Source organism: Solirubrobacter ginsenosidimutans, assembly GCF_027587205.1.
In genome coordinates, this window is sequence record NZ_JAPDOD010000019.1 from 1 (window position 1) to 20,583 (window position 20,583).

The following is a 20,583-nucleotide window of genomic DNA, read 5'->3' on the forward strand; positions in this document are numbered from 1 at the left end:
GCGCCCGGTATCGCGGCGTGGGGCGGCGGGCGTGGCGGCGCGCACGCTGTTGCGGCGTGGCGCGGCGGGCGTGGCGGCGCGGGGGCGCTTGGCGGGGCCGCCGTGCCGCTCGGTGTCCTCGCCGATGCGGCGTTCGGCGACCCTCGCCGCGGACACCCCGTGGCCGGGTTCGGCCGTCTCGCCGGCGCGTTTGAGCGCGTCGCGTACCGGCCGACGCGGCTCGCCGGCGCGGTCTACGCCGCGGTGCTCGTCGGCGTCACCGCCGGCGCCGCCGCGCTGCTCGAGCGCGCGCTTCCGAAGACTCTCGTTCGCGCCGTGTGCCTGTGGGCGGCGCTCGGTGGGCGCTCGCTGGCTCGTGAGGCCGAGGCCGTCGGCGGGCTCGTCGAGCGTGGCGACCTCGACGGTGCGCGCGTGCGCATCCGCTCGCTCGTCGGGCGCGACCCCGAGGCACTCGACGCCACGGAACTGTCTCGCGCGGTGATCGAGTCGGTGGCCGAGAACACGGTCGACGCGGTGATCGCGCCGCTGGTCTGGACGGCGGTCGCGGGCGCGCCCGGGGTCGTCGCGTACCGGGCGGTCAACACGCTCGACGCCATGGTCGGCAACCGCAGCGACCGCTACGCGCGGTTCGGGACCGCGTCCGCGCGCGCCGACGATGTCATGAACTGGCCCGCCGCGCGGCTCGCGGCGGCGCTGACCGTGCTGCTGTCCGGGCGGCCGGCGGCGACGTGGCGGGCGTGGCGCGACGACGCGCCCAAGCATCCGAGCCCCAACGCCGGGCAGATCGAGGCCGCGTTCGCCGGCGCGCTCGGGCTCACGCTCGGAGGCACGCTCGCCTACCGCGGCCGCGTCGAGCACCGCCCGCAACTGGGCACCGGTCGCGATCCGCGTCCGGCCGACATCGCCCGCGCCGTCCGGCTCGCCCGCCGCATCAGCCTCGCGACCGCGGCCTTGACCTGGCGGTTCGCGTGAGCCTGCTGGTCGCCGGAACGGCGTCGGACGCCGGCAAGAGCGTGATCACCGCCGCGCTGTGTCGCTGGCTCACCCGCCAGGGCATGAGCGTCGCTCCGTTCAAGGCGCAGAACATGGCCCTGAACTCCACGGTCACGGCGAGCGGAGCTGAGATCGGCCGCGCGCAGGCGATGCAGGCCGCGGCGTGTGGCATCGAGCCCGAGGCGGCGATGAACCCGGTGCTGATCAAGCCGTCCGGACGCCGGCGAAGCCAGGTGCTGCTCATGGGCAAGCCGTACGCGAACGCGACCGCGCGCTCCTACCAGGACCTCAAGGCCGAGCTGCGCGAGCCCGTCCTCAACGCGCTGAAAGACCTGCAAAATCGCTACGACGTCGTGATCTGCGAGGGCGCGGGGAGCCCCGCGGAGATCAACCTGCGCGCCAACGACCTCGCCAACATGGGGCTCGCCCGCGCGGCCGACCTGCCGGTTCTGCTCGTAGGTGACATCGACCGCGGCGGCGTCTTCCCGTCGCTCTTCGGCACGCTCGCGCTGCTCGAACCGGCCGACCAGGCGCTGATCGCCGGCTATGTCATCAACAAGTTCCGCGGCGACGCGAGCATCCTCGCGCCCGGCCTCGAGACGTTGTTCAAGCTGACCGGACGCCCGACGTACGCGGTGCTCCCGTGGCTGGACGGCCCGTTCATCGACGCCGAGGACTCGCTCGCCCTCCGCGCCCCGGCGCAAGACGGCGCGACGCTCGACGTCGCCGTCATCCGCCTGCGCTGGATGAGCAACTTCACCGACCTCGACGCGCTCGCGTCCGAGCCCGGCGTCTCCGTGCGCTTCACCCGCTCCGCGGCGGACGTCGAGCGCGCCGACCTCGTCGTCCTCCCCGGCACCAAGGCCACGGTGGAGGATCTCCAGGGCCTGCGCGAGGCGGGGCTGGACCGGGCGCTGCAGGAACGCGACGGACCGACGCTCGGCATCTGCGGCGGCTACCAGATGCTCGGCAAGACGATCGAGGACGACGTGGAGAGCGGCGAAGGGCGCGTCGACGGCCTGCGCATGCTCCCGATCACCACCCGCTTCGACACCGAGAAGCTGCTCCAGCGCGTCAGTGGCACCGTCTGGGGCGTCGCGGCGAGCGGCTACGAGATCCGTCACGGCCGCATCGACCGCGACGAATCGCTGCTGCACTACAACAACGTCCTCGGCACGAGCTGGCACGGCCTGCTCGAAGGCGACGCGTTCCGCCGCAAGCTGCTCACGTGGGTCGCGGAGCGGCGCGGTCGCGACTGGACGCCCGGGACCACCGAATTCGCACAGGTGCGCGAGGCGCATCTCGACCGCCTCGCCGACTGGTTCGGCGAGCACATCGACGCACCCGCCCTGCTCGAGCTCATCCAACGTGGTGCCCCCGAAAGGCTGCCGGTGATCGCTTGCTCCGTCTCCTGACGACCGCCGATACCGAGGTTCTCGCCACGGCGCACGCCGTCCGCGAACTCGGCTCGGACTTCCCGGAGGTGCGGGCGGCGAACCTGGTCGACGACGTCGAGGCGTTCGCCGACGGCGCGCAGGTGGTCGTCGTCCGCCTGCTGGGCGGTCGCCGTGCGTGGCCGGAGGGCGTCGCGACGCTGCGCGCGTTGAGCGAGCGCGACGGGTTTGCGCTGATCCTGCTCGGCGGGGAATCCGAGCCCGACGCCGAGCTCACCGAGCTTTCCCGCGCGCCGGCGGGCGCGATCGCGCAGGTCTTCGAGTACCTGCGCCACGGCGGCGTCGACAACACCCGCGAGCTGCTGCGCTTCCTCGCCGACACGTTCGGGTTGGAGGGCCACGGCTTCGAGCGGCCCCGCGAGCTCGCCGAGCTCGGCGTCTACGTGCCGGGAGTCGGCGATGTCGACGGGCTGCCGTCGTCCGACGGTCGCCCGCGGGTCGGCCTCGTCTTCTATCGCTCGCACCGGGTGACCGGCAACACGGCGTTCGTCGACGCGCTCGCGGGGGCGATCGAGCGGGCCGGCGGCCAGCCGCTGTGCGTGTGGGCGTACTCGTTGCGCGGCGACGCGCCGGCACTGAAGCTGCTCGACGGCGAGATCGGCGCGCTGATCACGACCGTCCTGGCCAGCGGCGGCTCGCACGCGGGTGACGAGTGGCATGCGGAGGCGCTGGAGGCGCTCGGCGTCCCGGTCATCCAGGCGCTTTGCGCGACGACCTCGCGGCAGCGCTGGGAGGAGTCCGACGCGGGGCTGAAGCCGCTCGACGCCGCGATGCAGGTCGCGATTCCCGAGTTCGACGGACGCATCATCGGCGTGCCGATCTCCTTCAAGGAGCCGTTCGAGGACTTCGACGCGGTGCACTACGCGCCGGACAGCGAACGCTGCGACCGGCTCGCGGGCCTCGCCCTTGGGCACGCGCGGTTGCGGACTTTGGATCGCGCCGAGCAACGCACCGCGATCGTCCTGTCCTCCTTCCCGACCAAGCACGCGCGGGTGGGGAACGCGGTCGGCCTCGACACACCCGCCAGCGCGATGGCGCTGCTGGAGGCGTTGCGTGAGGCCGGGCACCGGGTCGAGCACGACTTCGAGGACGGCGACGCGCTCATCCACGCGCTGATCGCGTCCGGCGGGCACGATCCGGAGTTCCTGTCCGACGCACATCTGCAGGCCGCGGGCGCACGCCTGCCGGTCGCGGACTACACGCGCTGGTTCGCGACATTGCCGCAGGCGCTGCAGACCTCGATAAACGAGACGTGGGGCCCGGCGCCGGGCGAGCACTACGTCGACGGCGGCGACTTCATCATCGCGGGGTTGTCGCTGGGCAACGTGTTCGTGGCCATCCAGCCGCCGCGCGGCTACGGCGAGAACCCGGTCGCGATCTACCACGACCCCGGCCTCGCGCCCGCCCATCATTACCTCGCGACGTATCGGTGGCTCGATGTCACCTTCGGCGCCGACGCGATCGTGCACCTCGGCAAGCACGGCACGCTCGAATGGCTGCCGGGCAAGGCGCTGGGGCTGAGCGCCGCGTGCGCGCCGGACGCGTGTCTGGGCTCGACGCCGCTCTTCTACCCGTTCGTCGTCAACGACCCCGGCGAGGGCATGCAGGCCAAGCGCCGCGCGCACGCCGTGCTGATCGATCACCTCGTGCCGCCGATGATGCGCGCCGAGACCTACGACGAGCTCGCCCAGCTGGAGCAACTGCTCGACGAGTACGCGCGCTGCGAGGCGCTGGACCCCGCGAAGCTGCCCGCGCTCGCGAACCGCATCTGGACGCTGCTGCACGAGGCCGATCTCCATCGCGATCTCGAGGTGGAGGGCGAGCAGCCCGCGCTGGAGGACTTCGGCGCGCTGATCGAGCACGTCGACGGCTACCTGTGCGAGATCAAGGACCTGCAGGTCCGCGACGGGCTGCACATCCTCGGGCGCACGCCGGAGGGCGAGCAGTTCCGCGGCCTGCTCGGAGCGATCCTGCGGCTCCCCGGGCTGCGGGACGCGCTTGCGTCCTGGCTCGGCACCCATGACGGGGACGTGCTGGCGGCCGCACAGGACGAGGTGCTCGACGCGTACCTGCTGCGCGGCGAGCTGCCGGTCGATCCGGGCGTGCGGGCGCTGGTCGAGCTGGCGCGCGACGAGGTCGTGCCGAAGCTGCGGGCGACCCCTGGAGAGCTGACCGCGCTGGTCGGCGGTCTGCACGGGCGCCACGTCCCCGCCGGCCCGTCCGGCTCGCCCACCCGCGGGCGGCTCGACGTGCTCCCGACCGGGCGCAACATGTACTCGGTCGACCCGCGGGCGCTGCCGTCCGAGCTCGCGTACGAGACGGGCGCCAAGCTCGCCGACGCGCTGCTGGCATCGGGCGAGCTCCCTGAGACCGTCGGGATCGTGGTGTGGGGCACGGCGGCGATGCGCACCGCGGGTGACGATGCGGGTGAGATCCTCGCGCTGCTCGGCGTGCGGCCGCGGTGGAACGTCGAGACGCGGCGGATCGCCGGGCTCGAGGTGATCGGCCTGGAGGAGCTCGGGCGCCCGCGGATCGATGTCACCGTCCGCATCTCGGGCTTCTTCCGCGACGCGTTCCCGCACCTGGTCGAGCTGCTCGACGAGGCGGTGATGCTCGTCGCGGGCCTTGACGAGCCGCTGGATCGGAACTTCGTCCGCAAGCACGTGCTCGCGGACATCGAGTCGATGGCGGGCGACTGGCGCGGCGCGACGGCGCGGATCTTCGGCGGGCGCCCCGGCACCTACGGCACAGGCATCCTCCAGCTCGTCGACGTGCGCAACTGGCGCGACGACGCCGACCTGGCCGAGGTCTACGAGGCGTGGGGCGGGCACGCGTACGGCCGCGGCCTCGACGGGGTGGAGGCGCGGTCGTCGATGCGCCGCCAGTTCGCCCGGATCGACGTCGCGGTCAAGAACGTCGACACCCGCGAGCACGATCTCCTGGACTCGAGCGACTACTTCGCCGAGCACGGCGGGATGATCGCCTACGTCCGGCACCTGGCGGGAGCGGATCCGCGGGCGGTCATCGGGGACTCCTCCGACCCGTCGTCGCCCGCGGCGCGTTCGTTGGCCGAGGAGGCGCGGCGCGTGTTCCGCTCGCGGGTGGCGAACCCGCGCTGGATCGGCTCGATGATGCGCCACGGCTACAAGGGCGCGTTCGAGCTCTCGGCGACTGTTGACTACCTCTTCGGCTACGACGCCACCACCGGCGTCGTCGACGACTGGATGTACGAGTCGGTGACGGAGCGCTATGTCGGCTCCGAGGAAGTGCGCTCGTTCCTGGCTCGGTCGAACCCGTGGGCGCTGCGCGCGATCGCCGAGCGCCTGCTCGAGGCCGCTGACCGCGGGCTCTGGGAGGCGCCGGAGCCGGCGTCGCTGGACGTGCTGCGCGACGCCTACCTCGAGGTCGAGGGCGAGCTGGAGGAGGCGGGCACGTGACCGCGTCCGCGCCCCATCGCCACGAGCGTCGACTTTCACGAGTCCTGCTCGAGAAACTCGATGCTCGCGTCTCGCGGACGGTCGCGGCATGACCGCGTTCCCGTTCAGCGCCGTCGTCGGCCAGGACGACCTGCGCGAGGCGCTGCTGGCGTGCGCGGTCGATCCCGCGATCGGCGGCGTGCTCGTGCGCGGCGAGCGCGGCACGGCCAAGACGACCACGGTGCGCGGGCTGGCGCCGCTGGTGGGTGCGCTGGTCGAGCTGCCGATCGGCGCCACCGCCGACCGCGTGCTCGGCTCGCTGGATCTCGAGCGCGCGCTGTCCGAGGGCGCGGCCGCGTTCAAGCCAGGGTTGCTGGCGGCCGCGGACGGCGGGGTTTTGTACGTCGACGAGGTCAACCTGCTGCCGGATCATTTGGTCGACGTCATGTTGGATGCCGCGGCCCTGGGCCGTGTGCACGTCGAGCGCGACGGCCTCTCCGCCGCCTACGACGCCCGCTTCCTGCTGGTCGGCACGATGAACCCCGAGGAGGGCGACCTGCGCCCGCAGTTGCTCGACCGGTTCGGGCTGAGCGTCGACGTCGTCGGCAGCCTCGACCCGCTCGTGCGGGTGGAGATCGTGCGCCGCCGGCTCGCGTTCGACCGCGATCCGGCGGGGTTTGCCGCGGGTTGGTCCTCGGAGGAGTCCGCCCTGCGCGATCGCGTGGCCGCGGCGCGAGAACGGCTCGCGTCCGTGCGTCTGCCGGACCGCATCGTGCTCCTGATCGCGGGCACCTGCGCGCGCTTGGGCGTCGACGGCCACCGCGCCGACATCGTCTGCGCCCGCGCCGCGACCGCGCTCGCGGCTTTGGACGGCGTTGACGAGGTCACGGCCGACCACGTCCGCCGCGCCGCCCGCCTGGCGCTGTCGCACCGCCGCCGCCGCGGTCCCCTGCAGGCGCCGGGGCTGGACGAGTCCGACCTCGACGCCGCGCTGGCGGAGGCGGATCGCGACGACGACGATCCGGACCCCTCCCCGAACGGCAGCGGCCCGCGCGGCGGGGACGAGGCGCCGCACGAGCCGGCCGGCGACTACGGCGCGCGGGCGAGCGCCGATGCCACCACGGCGCGCGGCGACGACCCCAACGGCCGAGACGCGAGCGATGACGCCTGGACCGGGCGAGGCGACGACGCGGGCCGGCGAGACGACCGCGACGACGACGCGGGCCGGCGAGACGACGACGCGAACCGTCGAGGCGCGGCCGGCGTACTGCGCCGCGACTCGCTGGCCGAGCGCCCATACCGCGCCGACGCGCCGTCGCGCGAGCGGACCGAGACGCCCGCGGACGCCGGCCGCGCGCCGCTGCTCTCACTCGCCGGCCGCGGCCGCGGCGCGACGGGCCGCCGTTCGCGCGCCGAGGGCGGGCCGCCGATCGACGCCCGCGAACCGACGGGCACCCTCACCGACCTCGCGCTCGCCGCGACGCTCCGCACCGCCATCGCCCGCCGCGCCCTCTCCGCGTCGCCTCGCGCCGCCGCGCCGCGCGACCCCGGTGCGCCGTCTCGCCCCGCTGCGCCGCGGGCGGTGCTTCCCTCCGATCTGCGCGAGCACGTGCGGGCCGGGAAGGAGGGCAATCTCGTCGTGTTCTGCGTCGATGCGTCCGGGTCGATGGGCGCGAGGCGGCGGATGGCGCGGGTCAAGGGCGCGGTGCTGGCGCTGCTCACCGACGCCTACCAGCGGCGTGACCGGGTCGCGCTCGTGACGTTCCGCGGCGAGCACGCGCAGCTCGTGCTGCCGCCGACGGGCAGCGTCGAGCGAGCCGCGGCGGCGCTCACGGACCTTCCCACCGGCGGTCGCACGCCGCTCGCGCAGGGGCTCGCCGAGACCGAGCGGGTGATCCGCAACGAGGCGCGGCGCGATCCCACACGTCGGTCGCTCGCGGTCGTCGTCACCGACGGTCGCACGACCGACCACGCGCAGGTCGCAAACGCCGCAGCTCAGCTGGCGCGAGCCGCCCACGGCGTCGTCGTGTTCGACGGTGAGCAGGGTCCGGTGCGTCTCAATCTCGCCGCCGCTCTCGCCGAGGCGGCGGGTGCACGTCTACTCCCACTGGAGGCGCTGGCCGCATGACCATGCACACCCCCGCAGACCTCGGCAGCGCCGAGCCCAAGCGGCGCAAGCCGCGCGACAAGCCGCTGCTGATCGTCATCACCGGCCACGGCAAGGGGAAGTCGACGAGCGCGTTCGGGATGCTGTTGCGCTCGTGGGCGCGCGGGTATCGCTGCGGCGTCTTCCAGTTCGTGAAGTCCGGCAAGTGGAAGGTCGGCGAGGCGAAGGCCGCGCAGGCGCTGGGTGGCATCGACTGGGAGAAGATGGGCGACGGCTGGACGTGGATCTCTCGCGACCTCGAGGAGTCGGCGGAGAAGGCGCGCGAAGGCTGGGCGGAGGTCAAGCGGCGGATCGAGGCCGAGCGCTACGAGTTCCTGCTCCTCGACGAGCTCACCTACGCGATCAAGTACGGCTGGATCCCGGAGGAGGAGATCGTCTCCACGCTGCGAGACCGGCCGGGCTTTCAGCACGTCGTCGTGACCGGCCGTGACGCGCCGCAAAGCCTGATCGACGCTGCCGACCTGGTCAGCGAGGTCGTCAAGATCAAGCACCCGATGGACGCGGGCATCCGCGCGCAGCAGGGGATCGAGTGGTAGCGCGGATCGTCATCGCGGGGACGAGCTCGGGCGCGGGCAAGACGACCGTCGCGAGCGGGCTGATCGCGGCGCTCGCCAAGCGCGGCGACAAACCCGCGCCGTTCAAGGTCGGGCCGGACTTCATCGACCCCAGCTACCACGCGCTCGCGGCCGGCCGACCGGGTCGCAACCTCGACGCGTTCCTGTCCGGCCCGGAGCTCATCGCGCCGCTGTTCAAGCACGGCTCGCAGGGCGCGGACGTCGCCGTGATCGAGGGCGTGATGGGGCTCTATGACGGCGCGTCCGGGCGCGGGGAGCTGGCCTCGACCGCCCACGTGGCGAAGCTGCTCCAGGCACCGGTCGTGCTGGTCGTCGACGCCGCGGCGATGGCCCGCTCGGTCGCGGCGATCGTGCACGGCTATCGGACCTTCGACCCCGGCGTGAACGTCGCGGGCGTGATCCTCAACCGCGTCGGGAGTGAGGCGCACGCGGCGCTGCTGCGCGAGGCGCTGCCGGACATCGCGGTCCTCGGCGCGCTGCCGCGAGATGCCGAGCTGGAAGTGCCCGAGCGCCATCTCGGCCTCGTCCCGGTCGCGGAGCGCGCGTCGCGTGCGCGGCATGTCATCGACCGGCTGGCGGCGAGCGTCGGGACCCACTGTGACATCGACGCGCTCCTCTCCCTCGCGCGCAGCGCGCCTCCGGTCCCCGGGCCGGCGTGGTCGCCTGAGAACGTGTCGCGAACCCCCGTGCGGATCGCCATCGCGCGCGGCCCCGCGTTCTCGTTTCACTACGAAGAGAACCTCGAGCTGCTCCGCGCCGCGGGCGCGGAGCTGCACGCCTTCGACCCGCTCCACGACACGCTGCCGGACGCCGACGCGCTCGTCCTCGCGGGCGGCTTCCCCGAGGTCTTCGGCACCGAGCTGAGCGCCAACACCCGCCTGAGAGAGCAGATCGCGGCCTTCACCGGCCCGGTGCTCGCCGAGTGCGGTGGACTGCTCTACCTCGCGAAGGATCTCGACGGCATCCCGATGTGCGGGGTGATCGACGCGAGCGCGACGATGACGAAGCGGCTCAAGCTCGGCTACCGCGAGGTCACCGCGATCGAAGATCACCCGGTGTGGCCGGCGGGCACGACCGTGCGCGGCCACGAGTTCCACTACTCGACGGTGACGCCCGGCGGCGAGGCGTGGACGCGCACCGGCGGGCACGTGCGCGGCAACGTCCACGCGTCCTACCTACACACCCACTGGGCGGCGACCCCCGAGGTCGCGCAGCGGCTGGTGAGCGCATGCGGCTGATCGGTGTCGGCGTCGGGCCGGGGGACCCCGAACATCTGACGTTGAAGGCGCTGCGGGCGTTGCAGGAGGCCGACCGCGTCTTCGTCCCCGAGGGCGGTCGCGCGGCGGAGATCATCGCGGCGCACGTCACCAGCGTGCCGCTCGCGTTCGGCATGTCCGACGCCGCCGCCCGCGACGCGCGCTGGAACGCAGCGGGCGCCGCGATCGCCGAGGTCGCCCGCACCGGCACCGCGGCCTTCGCGACGGTCGGCGATCCCAACCTCTATTCGACCTTCGCCTACATCGCCCACACCGTGCGCGAGTTGGTGCCGGACGTGGTCGTGGAGACCGTGCCCGGGATCACCGCGATGCAGGACCTCGCGGCGCGGTCGGGGACCGTCCTGGCCGAGGGCACCGAGCGGCTCGCGCTGATCCCGTACACGGCAGGCGACGACGCCCTGCGCAGCGCCTTGACCGACTACGACACCGTCGTGGTCTACAAGGGCGGCCGCCACCTCCCCGCGGTGCTGCGGGCGGTGGGCGACGATGCCGTCTACGGCGAGGAGCTCGGCCGGCCGGGGGAGACGCTGACGCCGCCGCCCGGCGCCGCGCCGTACTTCTCGACCGTCATCCGCCCCGCCACGCGCGACGGACGAGGTTCACGGCTGTGAGCGGATCGGCGCATGGCGAGGAGGTCGTCGCGACGGTCGAGACGCCGTTGCACCGCGCACCCGCGGAGTGCAAGGTGCTCGCGACGATCCTGTTCGTCGTCGCGGTCGCGCTGGTGCCGCGAGGGGAGCTGGTGTGGCCGTACGCTGCGGACCTCGCGCTCCTGCTCGTCGTTGCTGCGGCGGCACGCACGCCGCCCTCGCTCCTCGCCCGCAGGCTCGTGATCGAAGTGCCGTTCGTGCTGTTCGTGCTGGTCCTGCCGTTCGCGGCGGACTCGTTCGCGGACGGTCTCTGGCTGTCCTTCGGCATCCTCGCGAAGGCCACCTTGGCCGTGCTGGCGACGGGCGTACTGGCCTGGACGACACCGGCGCCGGAGATCCTCCGCGGCGCCGAGCGCCTGCACGTGCCGCGGACCCTGATCGCGATCGCCGGCTTCGCGCTGCGCTATCTGCAGGTGCTGCTCGACGAGCTGCGGCGGATGCGGCTCGCGCGCACGCAGCGCGGCGACGACCCCCGCTGGCTCTGGCAGGCCCGCGGGACCGGCAACACCGTCGGCGCGCTGGTCGTACGGACGTTCGAGCGCGGCGAGCGGGTGCACGTCGCGATGCTCGCGCGGGGCTACGACGGCACGATGCCGGCGCTGTCGCTGAGCCCCGCGGCTTTGTGGGTCGCGTGGGCGGCCGCGGTGTCCTTCGCGGCTCTGCCCTGGGCCGTGACCGTGGGGTGGCGGTTGTGAGCGCCGCGCTGATGGTCGTCGGGCACGGCAGCCGCGACGCGGACGGGCTCGAGGAGTTCTGGGCACTCGCGCAGCACGTGCGCGAGGCCGCCGCCGACCTCCCCGTCGGGTTCGGGTTCATCGAGCTGGCCGAGCCGTTGGTGGATGCGGGAATCGACGAGCTGGTCGCGCGCGGCACGACCGACGTCGTCTCGATCCCGCTCGTCCTGCTCGCCGCGGGCCATCTGAAGAACGACGGTCCCGCGGCGCTCACCCGCGCTCGCATGCGCCACCCGGGGGTGGCGTTCAGGATGGGTCGGGACCTGGGCATCGACCCCGCGGTCCTCGCGGTTGCCGAGGACCGGGCGCGCGAGGCGCTCGGGGACTTCGATCCCGCGGAGTCGGCGGTCGTGCTGGTGGCGCGCGGCTCGAGCGATCCCGACGCCGGCTCGGACCTCTACAAGGTCGCCCGCCTGCTCGCCGACGGACGCGGCCTCGGCCTCGTCGAGCCCGCGTTCGCCGGCGTCGCTTCGCCGAGCGTGCCCGAGGCCTTGGAGCGCTGCCGGCGGTTGGGCGCCAAGCACATCGCGGTCGTGCCGTTCTTCCTCTTCACCGGCGTGCTCGTCCCGCGGATCTACGCGCAGGCGGCGGAGTACGCGGCGCTGCACCCGGAGCTGACCGTCGTCGGCGGGCCGCATCTCGGACCGGACCGGCGGCTCGCCCGGTTGGTCCTGGAGCGCTATCGCGAGGCGCTGACCGGGCCGGTGCGGATGAACTGCGATCTCTGCACGTATCGGGTGCGGCTGCCCGGCTACGAGGACAAGGTCGGCACGCCGATCTCCCTGACGCCGCATGGCGATGGGCCCGCGCGGGGGTCGCGGCGGTCCCGGCGCGCGACGCGGGCACCGTTGGTCGCGCCCGAGATCCGGCGGCCGTCCTTGCGGCCGGCGCCCGCGGTGAACGTCGCGCCGGGGACGCCGCCGGCGCTGGAGCTGGAGGGTCTCGCGTTCGCGTATCCGGACGGGACTCCCGCCTTGGCAGGCATCGATCTGTCGCTGCTCCCCGGGGAGCGGTTGGCCGTCCTGGGCCCGAACGGGGCAGGCAAGACGACGCTCGCGCTGGGTGCGTGCGGCGCGCTGGACGAGGTTCGCGGGGTGGTGCGGGTCGGGGGCGAAGTGCCTGGGCGTCGCGAGCTTCGCCGGCGGGTCGGGATCGTCTTCCAGGACCCCGACGACCAGCTGTTCATGCCGACCGTCGAGGCGGACGTCGCGTTCGGCCCGGCCAAGCAGGGCCTGCGCGGCGAGGAGCTGCGGGCGCGGGTGGACGAGGCCTTGGACGCGGTCCGGGCCACCGATCTCGCCGCACGGCCGCCGCATTCGCTGAGCGCGGGTGAGCGCCGCCGGGTCGCGATCGCGGGCGTCCTGGCATGCCGGCCCGACGTGCTGGTGCTCGACGAGCCGACCGCGGCGCTGGACCCCGCCGGGCGCCGCGAACTGCTCGACGTACTCGTCTCCCTGCGGCTCGCGCTGCTGCTGATCACGCACGATCTGCCTTACGCGCTCGAGCTCTGCCCGCGCGCCGTCGTGCTCGATCGCGGGCAGCTCGTCGCCGACGGCGCGACGCGCGAGGTGCTCGCCGACGACGGCTTCATGCGCGCGCATCGCTTGGAACTCCCTGCCGGCTTCAACCCCTTGGTCGCGTGAGCGGATCGCTTTCCATCGTCGGCCTCGGCCCCGGCGGCAGCTCGCACCGAACCGCTGCGGCCGAGCGGGCGGTGCGCGAGGCCGACGTCGTCATCGGCTACGGCCCGTACGTCGACCAGTGCGCCGATCTGCTCGACGGCCAGGAGGTCGTGCGCGGGCGGATGGGGGAGGAGCTGGCGCGCGCCGAGGAGGCGGTGACGCGCGCCCGGGCGGGTGCGCGGGTGGCGCTCGTGTCGTCGGGCGACGCGGGCGTGCACGGGATGGCGGCGCGCACGCTCGCGCTGGTGGCGGGCGAGGCCGCGCTGTGCGAAGCGAGCGTCGAGTTTCTCGCGCTGTCCTCGCGAAAGTCGACGCTCGGTGACGGCGAAGGCGCCTCGGCCGACAAGGACGCGGCGGGTGGCGGCAGGGGCGCGCCCGGTGGCGACGTGCCCGCGCTGCGCGTCGAGGTCATCCCCGGCGTCACCGCGGCCCTCGCGGTCGCCGCGCGGATCGGCGCGCCGCTCGCCGACGACTGGGCGACGCTCTCCCTCTCGGATCTTCATGTCCCGTGGGCGACGGTCGAGCGACGCCTCACGGCGCTGGCGGTCTCCGGCATCGCGCTGGCCCTCTACAACCCGCGCTCCGCGACCCGCACCGAGCCGTTCGAGCGCGCCCTCGCCATCCTGCGCGCGCACCGCCCGCCGGACACGCCGGCGATCGTCGCGACCGACGTCGCCCGCCCGACCGAGGCGATCGTCACGACCACCCTCGCGGACCTCGACCCGGAGACGGTCACGATGCGCACGCTCGTCCTGGTCGCCGGCGACACCGCCACGTGGGCGGGCCAGCACCTCATCGCGCGCCGAGGGGGGTCAGACCCCTTAACAATCCGGAATCGCCCTGAGCAGGGCTTTTCGTACGAACATAGTGTTGAGGGGTCTGACCCCTCAAAAAGCGAGGGGTCCGCGTGACGGTGCATCTCGTCGGTGCCGGGCCTGGCGATCCCGCGCTGCTCACGGTCGCGGCGGCCGAGCTGCTGCGCGGCGCGCGGGTCGTCGTCTATGACCGGCCGTCGATGGACGCGATCCTCGCGCTCGTGCCCGAGGGCGCTGAGCTGCACTGCGTGGGGCGGGCGCCCGGCCGGCGGGCGCTCAAACAGCCGGAGGTCAACGCGCTGCTGATCGCGCTGGCGCGCGAGGGGGACGTGGTCAGGCTCAAGAGCGGTGATCCGTTCGTCGCCTCGCGCGGCGCGGAGGAAGCCGTCGCGCTGACCGCGGCGGGCATCGAGGTGCGGGTCGTTCCGGGCGTCTCCGCCGCGCTCGCCGCGCCCGCCGCGGCCGGCATTCCCCTGATGCTCCGGCAACTCTCGGTGACCGCGACGTTCGTCGACGGAAATGACGACGACGAGCACGCGGAGCCGCCCGACTGGGCCGCGCTCGCCCGCCTCGGCGGCACGCTGGTGATCCTCACCGGCCGCGGGAGGATCAGGCGGACCGCCGCGGCGCTGATCGAAGGCGGCCGCGATCCGGAGACGCCGATCGCCGCCGTCAGCGCCGCCGCCCGCGCCGGCCAGCAGGTCCTGCGCGGGACGCTCAAAGACCTCCCCGCCCCGCTTCCCCCGCCCGTGACCTTCGTCGTCGGCCCCGCTGCCGCGCTTGACCTATGCACATCCCCGACGGCTTCCTGACCGGCCAGGCCGCGCTGATCGGCACCGTTACGGGCGCGGCGGGGATCGCCGTGTGCCTGCACCGGGCGCGGCGGAGCATGCGCGAGAAGGATCTGCCGCTGGCCGGCCTCGCCGCGGCGTTCTTTCTCGTCGCCGAGGCGCCGATGGTGCCGATCACGGTCGGCACGCAGGGCCACCTGCTTGGGGGCGCGCTCGCCGTCGCGCTGCTCGGCCCGTGGGCGGGCGCGCTGACGATCGCGGTCGTGTGCGCGATCCAGGCGCTCGTGCTCGGCGACGGCGGGATCACGACGCTCGGGCTGACGATCACGAACCTCGCCCTGGTGCCGGCCTTCGTCGGCTACCCGCTGATGCTGGCGCTGCGCCGCGCGATCCCCGTCGCCTACGCCTGTGCCGCGGCGGCCGTCGTGAGCGTGCTGCTCGCCGCGACGATCTTCGTGCTCGAGGTGGAGTTGGGCGCCGCGGTGCAGATCGACCGCACCGCGATCGCCGTCTCGATCCTCGGCTCCTACGCGATCATCGCGGCGATCGAGGCCGCGCTCACGTTCCTGATCGTGCGGGCGTTGGTGGCCGTGCGGCCGGACCTCGTGCAAGTCGCCCGCCGGCGTGCGGTGAGCGGATGAGCGGGCGGGTGTGGTTCGTGGGCGCGGGCCCGGGCGCGGCCGACCTGCTGACGCTGCGCGCCGTGCGCGTGCTCGGCGAGGCGGACGTCGTCGTGTGGGCGCGCTCGCTCGTCGACCCCGAGGTGCTCGCCCACGCGCGGCCCGGCGCGGAGCTGATCGCCTCCGACGACAAGACCTTCGACGACGTGCTCGCGATCTATCGCCGCGCCGCGGAAGAGGGACTCGGCGTCGCCCGCGTGCACTCGGGCGACCCGACGCTCTACGGCACGCTCAACGAGCAGCTTCGCGCGTGCCGCGAGCTCGGCCTGGAGTGCGAGATCGTCCCCGGCGTCTCCTCGCTCGGCGCCGCGGCGGCCGCGCTCGGCCAGGAGCTGACGATCCCGGACGTCTCGCAATCGCTGATCCTGACCCGCCGCGCGCAGCGGACGTCGATGCCACCCAACGAGGAGCTGGCCGCGTTCGCCGCTCACGGGACGACGATGGCGCTGTTCCTGTCGGTGCGGCGGCCGCGCGAGTTGCAGGCCGACCTGATCGCCGGCGGCTACGCGGAGGACACGCCGTGCGCCGTCGTCTACAAGGCCAGCTGGCCCGACGAGATCGTCATCCGCTGCCCGCTGGGGGAGCTCGGCGAGCGCGTCCGCGCGGCGAGGATCACGACCCAGGCGCTCGTCCTCGTCGGCCCGGCGCTGGGGGCGGGAGCGGGTCGCTCGCACGTCTACGACGCGGGCTACGGCCACCGCCACCGCCCCCTGGGACGCCCGGACCGGTACCGCAAGCGGGCGGGGGAGACGCCCGCAGGGGCGGGCGACGAGGGGCGCGCTGCGGCGGGTGGAGAGGGCCGCGCTGCGGCGGACGGAGACGGCGGTGCGGCGGGCGGAGAGGGCGGCGCGTGAGCGGGCGGATCGTGGTGCTCGGCGTGTCGTCCGGGCGGGTCCCGCCAGGGACGGAAGCGCTCCTCGAAGCGGCCGATGTCGTCGCCGGCGGGCGTGCCGTGCTCGAGGCGCTCGCGCCCGCGACGGCGCGCCAGGTCACCCTCGGCAAGGGCCTCGCGAAGACCCTCGAAACGCTCGCCCACGAACCGGGCCGGGTCGTCGTGCTCGCGTCCGGCGATCCCGGCTTCTTCGGCATCGTCCGGACGCTCGGCGACCACCCGCTCGAGGTGCACCCGGCGCCGTCGTCGGTCGCGCTCGCGTTCGCGCGGCTCGGGTTGCCGTGGGAGGACGCGGTCGTCGTCTCCGCCCACGCGCGCGACCCGCGGCGCGCGATCAACACCGCGCTCCGGCATCCGAAGGTCGCGATCCTCACCGACGAGAACGCCGGCGAGATCGTCGAAGCGCTGCGTGGTCGTCGCGTGACCGTGGCCGAGGCGCTCGGCACGCCCGCCGAGCGCATCGGCGGTGAGCCGCCCTTCGCCCAGCCGAACGTCGTCATCGTCGAGGGCGATGAACGCGCGCCTCGCGCCACCCGCTGGGCGCTTCCCGAGTCAGCCTTCGAGCACCGCAAGGGGATGATCACGAAGGCCGAGACGCGCGCCGTCGCGCTCGCCGCGCTCGGGCCAGGAATCGGCGACCTGGTCTGGGACGTCGGCTGCGGCAGCGGGTCGGTCGCGATCGAGTGCGCCCGCCTCGGCGCCGCTGTCATCGGCATCGACGCCGACCCCGAGGCGATCGCGACCACCGCCCGCAACGCCGCCACCCACGACGTCCCCGTTCGCACCGTCACCGGCAAGGCGCCGGAAGCGCTCCAACCGCTCCCAGAACCCGACGCGACGTTCGTCGGCGGCGGGGGAGCCGCGCTCGACGCGATCCTCGACCACGTCGCCCCGGTCACCCGCCGCGCGGTGGTCGTCACCGTCGCCCTGATCGACCGGATCGCACCCGCGATGGAACGCCTCGCCGCCCACGGCCTCGACGTCACCGCGACCACCCTGCAGGCGAACCGCCTCAAGCCGCTCGCCGGCGGCCACCGGCTCGCCGCCGAGAACCCCGTCACCGTGATCGTGGGGAGGCGGCCATGACGCGCGCGGTGCGCGGCGCCGACACGGTGGCGGCCGCGGTGCGCGGCGCCGAGGCGAGCGCGGGTGCGGCGACCCGCGGTGCTCGGCTCGTGGTCGGTGTCGGGTGCAGCCTCGGGTGTGCGGACGAGGAGTTGCGCGCTCTCGTCGCCGCGGCGCTCGCCGCCGCGCGCGGCACCGTGGTCGGCGTCGCGACCGTCGATCGTCGCGCCCACGAGCCGTGTGTCATCGCTCTCGCTGCGCAGCTCGGCGTCCCGATCGACACGTTCCCCGCGGCCGCGCTCGCCGAGGTCGAGGTGCCGACGCCGTCCGACACGGTCGCCCACCACGTCGGCACCCCGAGCGTCGCCGAGGCGGCTGCCCTGCTCGCCACGCGCGGCGAGCTCGTGATCACCAAGCAGCGGTCCGCGCACGCGACGTGCGCGATCGCGAAGGAGACCTGAACACCGTGGCCCGAGCGATCCACCCGATCGAGCGCGAGAGCTACCGCATCCTGCGCTCGCGCATCGACCTCAGCCACCTGCCGCCGCTCTCGCGCGCGGTCGCCGAGCGGGTCATCCACGCCGCGGCCGACCTCTCCTTCGGCGACTCGCTCGTCCTCGACGAACAAGCGCTGAGAAGCGGGCGAGAGGCGCTGCGAGACGGCGCGCCGATCTACACCGACGCCCGCATGGTCGCGGCCGGGATCACCTCGAGAACGCCGATCGTTCCGCTGGACGACCCGCGGGCCAAGGCCGACGCCACGACCACCCGCTCCGCGGCGGCCATGCGCCTCGCCACCCACGAAGCACCCGCCAACGCCATCTGGGTGATCGGCAACGCCCCCACCGCGCTCCAAGCGCTGCTCGCACATCCCCCGAAGCACCCCGCACTCATCGTCGGCCTGCCCGTCGGGTTCGTGGGCGCGGCCGAGGCGAAGGCCGCGCTCGCGCAATCGCCCCTCCCGCACGTCACCAACGTCGGCGAGCGGGGCGGGTCGGCGGTCGCGGTCGCCGCCGTCAACGCCCTCCTGTACTTCGAAGACGAGGAGCACGCGTGATCCTGATCCTCGGCGGCCGTCGCAGCGGCAAGAGCGCCTTCGCGGAACGGCTCGCGGGGGAGACCGGGACGTACATCGCGACCGGCGCCGCCACCGACCCCGAGATGGCCGAGCGGATCGCCGCCCATCAAGCGCGGCGGGGCGAGCAATGGACGACGATCGAGGCCGGCGACGAGCTGACGATTCCGCCCGGAACGGTCCTGCTCGACGGCCTCGGCGCCTGGATCGCCGGCGTCATGCACCGCCACGGCGCCTTCGACGGCGCACCCGCCCCCGAGGTCGACGCGATCGTCCAAAACGGCATCGAAACGCTCAAAGCCGAGCGCGAGGGAACGTTGATCGTCGTGGCCGAGGAGGCCGGTCTCGGCCCGGTGCCGATCGAGGCCGCGACCCGCCGCTGGCTCGACCTGACCGGCGATGCCACACAGGCGCTCTCCAAACACGCAAACCGCGTCCACCTGATCGTCGCCGGCCGCGCGCTGGACCTGCACGACCGGCGCGAGGAAGTCCACCCGCGCGTCCTCCACGGCGACAAGCTCGTCCACCCGGGCGACGACGACTTCGCCGTCAACGTCGTCGACGGCCCGCCGCCCGGCTGGCTGACAGACGCCGTCGCGGACGCGTGGGCGAACATCGGCGCCTACCCGGACGAGACCCTCGCGACCGCCGCAGTCGCCCACCGCCACGGTGTCGACCCGCGGAGCGTCCTGCTGCTCAATGGCGCCGCCGAGGGCTTCTGGCTGCTCGCCGCCGACCTCGAAGCACACACCCACGCGGCCATCGTCGCGCCCGTCTTCGGCGAAGGCCCCGCGGCGCTCAGAGCCCACGGCCACACACCGACCTTCATCCACCGCACGGCCGAACACGGTTTCGCGCTGAAGCCCGTCCCAGCAAGCGCGGACTTCGTCATCGTCACCAACCCCTGCAACCCGACCGGCGTCCTCCACGACGACCTCACAACCCTCGAAACGCCCGGCCGCACGCTGGTCGTCGACGAGTCCTTCATGGACTTCGTCGCCCGCCCGCAGCCGAGCGTGATGGGTCACGAGAACACCGTCGTCCTGCGCAGCCTGACCAAGCTGCACTCGGTCGCCGGCCTGCGTGCGGGCTACCTGATCGGCCCGCCGCCACTGGTCGAGCGCCTCCAGAGCCGCCGCCAGGCCTGGCCGGTGAACGGCCCTGCGCTCGCGGCCATCGCCGCCTGGGCGCAGCGCCCGCACGACGCGGACGAGCCGCTGATCGCGCAGCTCGCCGCCCACCGCGAACGGCTCACGCAACGCCTCAACGCTCTCGGCCTGCACACCTACGACGGCGCGGCCAACTTCGTCCTGACGCGCATCCCCAACGGCGCCGAGGTCGCGCAACGCCTCAAACAGCGCCGGATCGCCGTCCGCCCCACCACTGACCTCGGCCTTGACAGCGAGCACATCCGCATCGCGGTCCGTGACGACGCGGCCACCGATCGACTCATCCAAGCGCTGGAAGCCGTGCTCTGGACGTGCTGACGGCCGTCGCCTTCCTCACCCGCCTCCCCGTGCCCGCCAGGGGCATCCCGAACCTCAACCGCGCCGCGGTCTACTTCCCGCTGGTCGGGCTGCTGGTCGGCGCGATCGCCGCCGCCACCCGCGCGCTCGCCGACCAGATCCTCCAGCCGCTCCCCGCGACGGTGCTCGCCGTCGCCGCCGCCGTCATCGTCACCGGTGCGCTGCACGAGGACGGGCTCGCCGACGTCGCCGACGCGCTCGGCGCCCACACCACCCGGCAACGCCGCCTCGAGATCCTCAAGGACCCCCGCGTCGGCACGATGGGCGCGCTCGCGCTGATCCTCGCGGTCGGCCTCACCACCACCGCGCTCGCCACGCTCGACACCGAGCACGCCGCCAAAGCGCTCCTGATCTCGCACGTGTTGGCCCGCTGGGCGATCCTCCCCGTCTCGCGCGCCCTCCAGCCCGCCACACAAGGCTCCGGGAGCCTCCTGCGCGTCGGCACACCCGCGCTGATCACCGCGACCGTCATCACCGTCGCGATCACGCTGGCGACATCGCGAGACGGCCTCGCCGCCCTGCTCGCCGCGGCGCTCGCGGCCACCGCGAGCGCCGCGATCCTGCAGCACGCGCTGGGCGGGATCACCGGCGACGGCTACGGCGCCACGGCCAAGCTGGCCGAGCTTGCCGCCGTCACGACACTCGTCGCCCTATGGACCTAGACTCCACGGCGAGGAAGCCGGTGCGAATCCGGCGCGGTCGCGCCACTGTGACTGGGACGAGCACCGATCCCGGAAGCCAGGAACTCGCCTTTCCACGCAATGGGACGCACGATCCCGAGGAGGTTCCGC

18 protein-coding genes, 1 pseudogene and 1 riboswitch are annotated in these 20,583 nt (G+C 73.8%); all 19 genes and pseudogenes read left to right on the forward strand.

All coding sequences use genetic code 11. The features are described 5' to 3' along the window. Nucleotides 1-9 precede the first annotated feature (9 nt). The 19 genes and pseudogenes from OM076_RS19550 to cobS all read left to right on the forward strand — a co-directional run bounded on the left by OM076_RS19550 (nt 10) and on the right by cobS (nt 20,454). Nucleotides 10-972, forward strand: a complete 963-nt coding sequence (locus OM076_RS19550; RefSeq protein ID WP_372518061.1) for a cobalamin biosynthesis protein — start codon at nt 10-12, stop codon at nt 970-972. Then, nucleotides 969-2,408, forward strand: coding sequence for a cobyric acid synthase (locus OM076_RS19555; protein ID WP_270041736.1), 1,440 nt, complete (start codon nt 969-971; stop codon nt 2,406-2,408). The genes OM076_RS19550 and OM076_RS19555 overlap by 4 nt, the downstream gene beginning before the upstream one ends. Further along, nucleotides 2,393-5,884, forward strand: coding sequence for a cobaltochelatase subunit CobN (locus OM076_RS19560; RefSeq protein ID WP_270041737.1), 3,492 nt, complete (start codon nt 2,393-2,395; stop codon nt 5,882-5,884). The genes OM076_RS19555 and OM076_RS19560 overlap by 16 nt, the downstream gene beginning before the upstream one ends. 88 nt (nt 5,885-5,972) lie before the next feature. Further along, complete coding sequence (locus OM076_RS19565) at nt 5,973-7,991, forward strand: VWA domain-containing protein (RefSeq protein WP_270041738.1); 2,019 nt, start codon at nt 5,973-5,975, stop codon at nt 7,989-7,991. Continuing rightward, nucleotides 7,988-8,566 carry a cob(I)yrinic acid a,c-diamide adenosyltransferase gene (gene cobO / locus OM076_RS19570; RefSeq protein WP_270041739.1) on the forward strand — a complete coding sequence of 193 codons (579 nt, stop codon included), beginning with the start codon at nt 7,988-7,990 and terminating at the stop codon, nt 8,564-8,566. The genes OM076_RS19565 and cobO overlap by 4 nt, the downstream gene beginning before the upstream one ends. Next, nucleotides 8,560-9,843 carry a cobyrinic acid a,c-diamide synthase CobB gene (locus OM076_RS19575; protein WP_270041740.1) on the forward strand — a complete coding sequence of 428 codons (1,284 nt, stop codon included), beginning with the start codon at nt 8,560-8,562 and terminating at the stop codon, nt 9,841-9,843. The genes cobO and OM076_RS19575 overlap by 7 nt, the downstream gene beginning before the upstream one ends. Then, nucleotides 9,834-10,493, forward strand: coding sequence for a precorrin-2 C(20)-methyltransferase (cobI, locus tag OM076_RS19580; RefSeq protein WP_270041741.1), 660 nt, complete (start codon nt 9,834-9,836; stop codon nt 10,491-10,493). Before OM076_RS19575 ends, cobI begins: the two co-directional genes overlap by 10 nt. Further along, nucleotides 10,490-11,227: a cobalt ECF transporter T component CbiQ gene (gene cbiQ, locus OM076_RS19585; RefSeq protein ID WP_270041742.1), complete on the forward strand. Its 738-nt coding sequence runs from the start codon at nt 10,490-10,492 to the stop codon at nt 11,225-11,227. The genes cobI and cbiQ overlap by 4 nt, the downstream gene beginning before the upstream one ends. Before the next feature lie 11 nt (nt 11,228-11,238). Then, nucleotides 11,239-11,946 (forward strand): annotated as a pseudogene (locus tag OM076_RS46895) (sirohydrochlorin chelatase); the annotation flags it as partial. Between the two features lie 198 nt (nt 11,947-12,144). Then, the gene (locus tag OM076_RS46900) at nt 12,145-12,909 is read left to right on the forward strand and encodes an energy-coupling factor ABC transporter ATP-binding protein (RefSeq protein WP_372518062.1); all 765 of its coding nucleotides are present in this window, start codon (nt 12,145-12,147) and stop codon (nt 12,907-12,909) included. Then, nucleotides 12,906-13,859 carry a precorrin-3B C(17)-methyltransferase gene (locus OM076_RS19595; RefSeq protein WP_270041744.1) on the forward strand — a complete coding sequence of 318 codons (954 nt, stop codon included), beginning with the start codon at nt 12,906-12,908 and terminating at the stop codon, nt 13,857-13,859. Before OM076_RS46900 ends, OM076_RS19595 begins: the two co-directional genes overlap by 4 nt. Next, entirely contained in the window at nt 13,856-14,575 is a 720-nt protein-coding gene (cobA, locus tag OM076_RS19600) for a uroporphyrinogen-III C-methyltransferase (protein WP_270041745.1), read from the forward strand. The genes OM076_RS19595 and cobA overlap by 4 nt, the downstream gene beginning before the upstream one ends. Further along, complete coding sequence (locus tag OM076_RS19605) at nt 14,551-15,195, forward strand: energy-coupling factor ABC transporter permease (protein WP_270041746.1); 645 nt, start codon at nt 14,551-14,553, stop codon at nt 15,193-15,195. The genes cobA and OM076_RS19605 overlap by 25 nt, the downstream gene beginning before the upstream one ends. Beyond that, nucleotides 15,192-16,088, forward strand: a complete 897-nt coding sequence (cobM, locus tag OM076_RS19610) for a precorrin-4 C(11)-methyltransferase (RefSeq protein WP_270041747.1) — start codon at nt 15,192-15,194, stop codon at nt 16,086-16,088. Before OM076_RS19605 ends, cobM begins: the two co-directional genes overlap by 4 nt. Further along, on the forward strand, nt 16,085-17,212 hold the full coding sequence (gene cbiE / locus OM076_RS46205) for a precorrin-6y C5,15-methyltransferase (decarboxylating) subunit CbiE (RefSeq protein ID WP_270041748.1): 1,128 nt from the start codon (nt 16,085-16,087) through the stop codon (nt 17,210-17,212). Before cobM ends, cbiE begins: the two co-directional genes overlap by 4 nt. After that, a complete protein-coding gene (locus OM076_RS19620; protein WP_270041749.1) occupies nt 17,209-17,652 on the forward strand; it encodes a cobalamin biosynthesis protein in 444 nt (147 codons plus the stop codon). The genes cbiE and OM076_RS19620 overlap by 4 nt, the downstream gene beginning before the upstream one ends. 5 nt (nt 17,653-17,657) lie before the next feature. Next, on the forward strand, nt 17,658-18,248 hold the full coding sequence (locus OM076_RS19625) for a precorrin-8X methylmutase (RefSeq protein WP_270041750.1): 591 nt from the start codon (nt 17,658-17,660) through the stop codon (nt 18,246-18,248). Continuing rightward, a complete protein-coding gene (locus OM076_RS19630; protein WP_270041751.1) occupies nt 18,245-19,753 on the forward strand; it encodes a bifunctional adenosylcobinamide kinase/adenosylcobinamide-phosphate guanylyltransferase in 1,509 nt (502 codons plus the stop codon). The genes OM076_RS19625 and OM076_RS19630 overlap by 4 nt, the downstream gene beginning before the upstream one ends. After that, a complete protein-coding gene (gene cobS / locus OM076_RS19635; RefSeq protein ID WP_270041752.1) occupies nt 19,747-20,454 on the forward strand; it encodes an adenosylcobinamide-GDP ribazoletransferase in 708 nt (235 codons plus the stop codon). The genes OM076_RS19630 and cobS overlap by 7 nt, the downstream gene beginning before the upstream one ends. Before the next feature lie 10 nt (nt 20,455-20,464). Then, nucleotides 20,465-20,540, forward strand: a riboswitch (cobalamin riboswitch). Nucleotides 20,541-20,583: the final 43 nt, after the last annotated feature.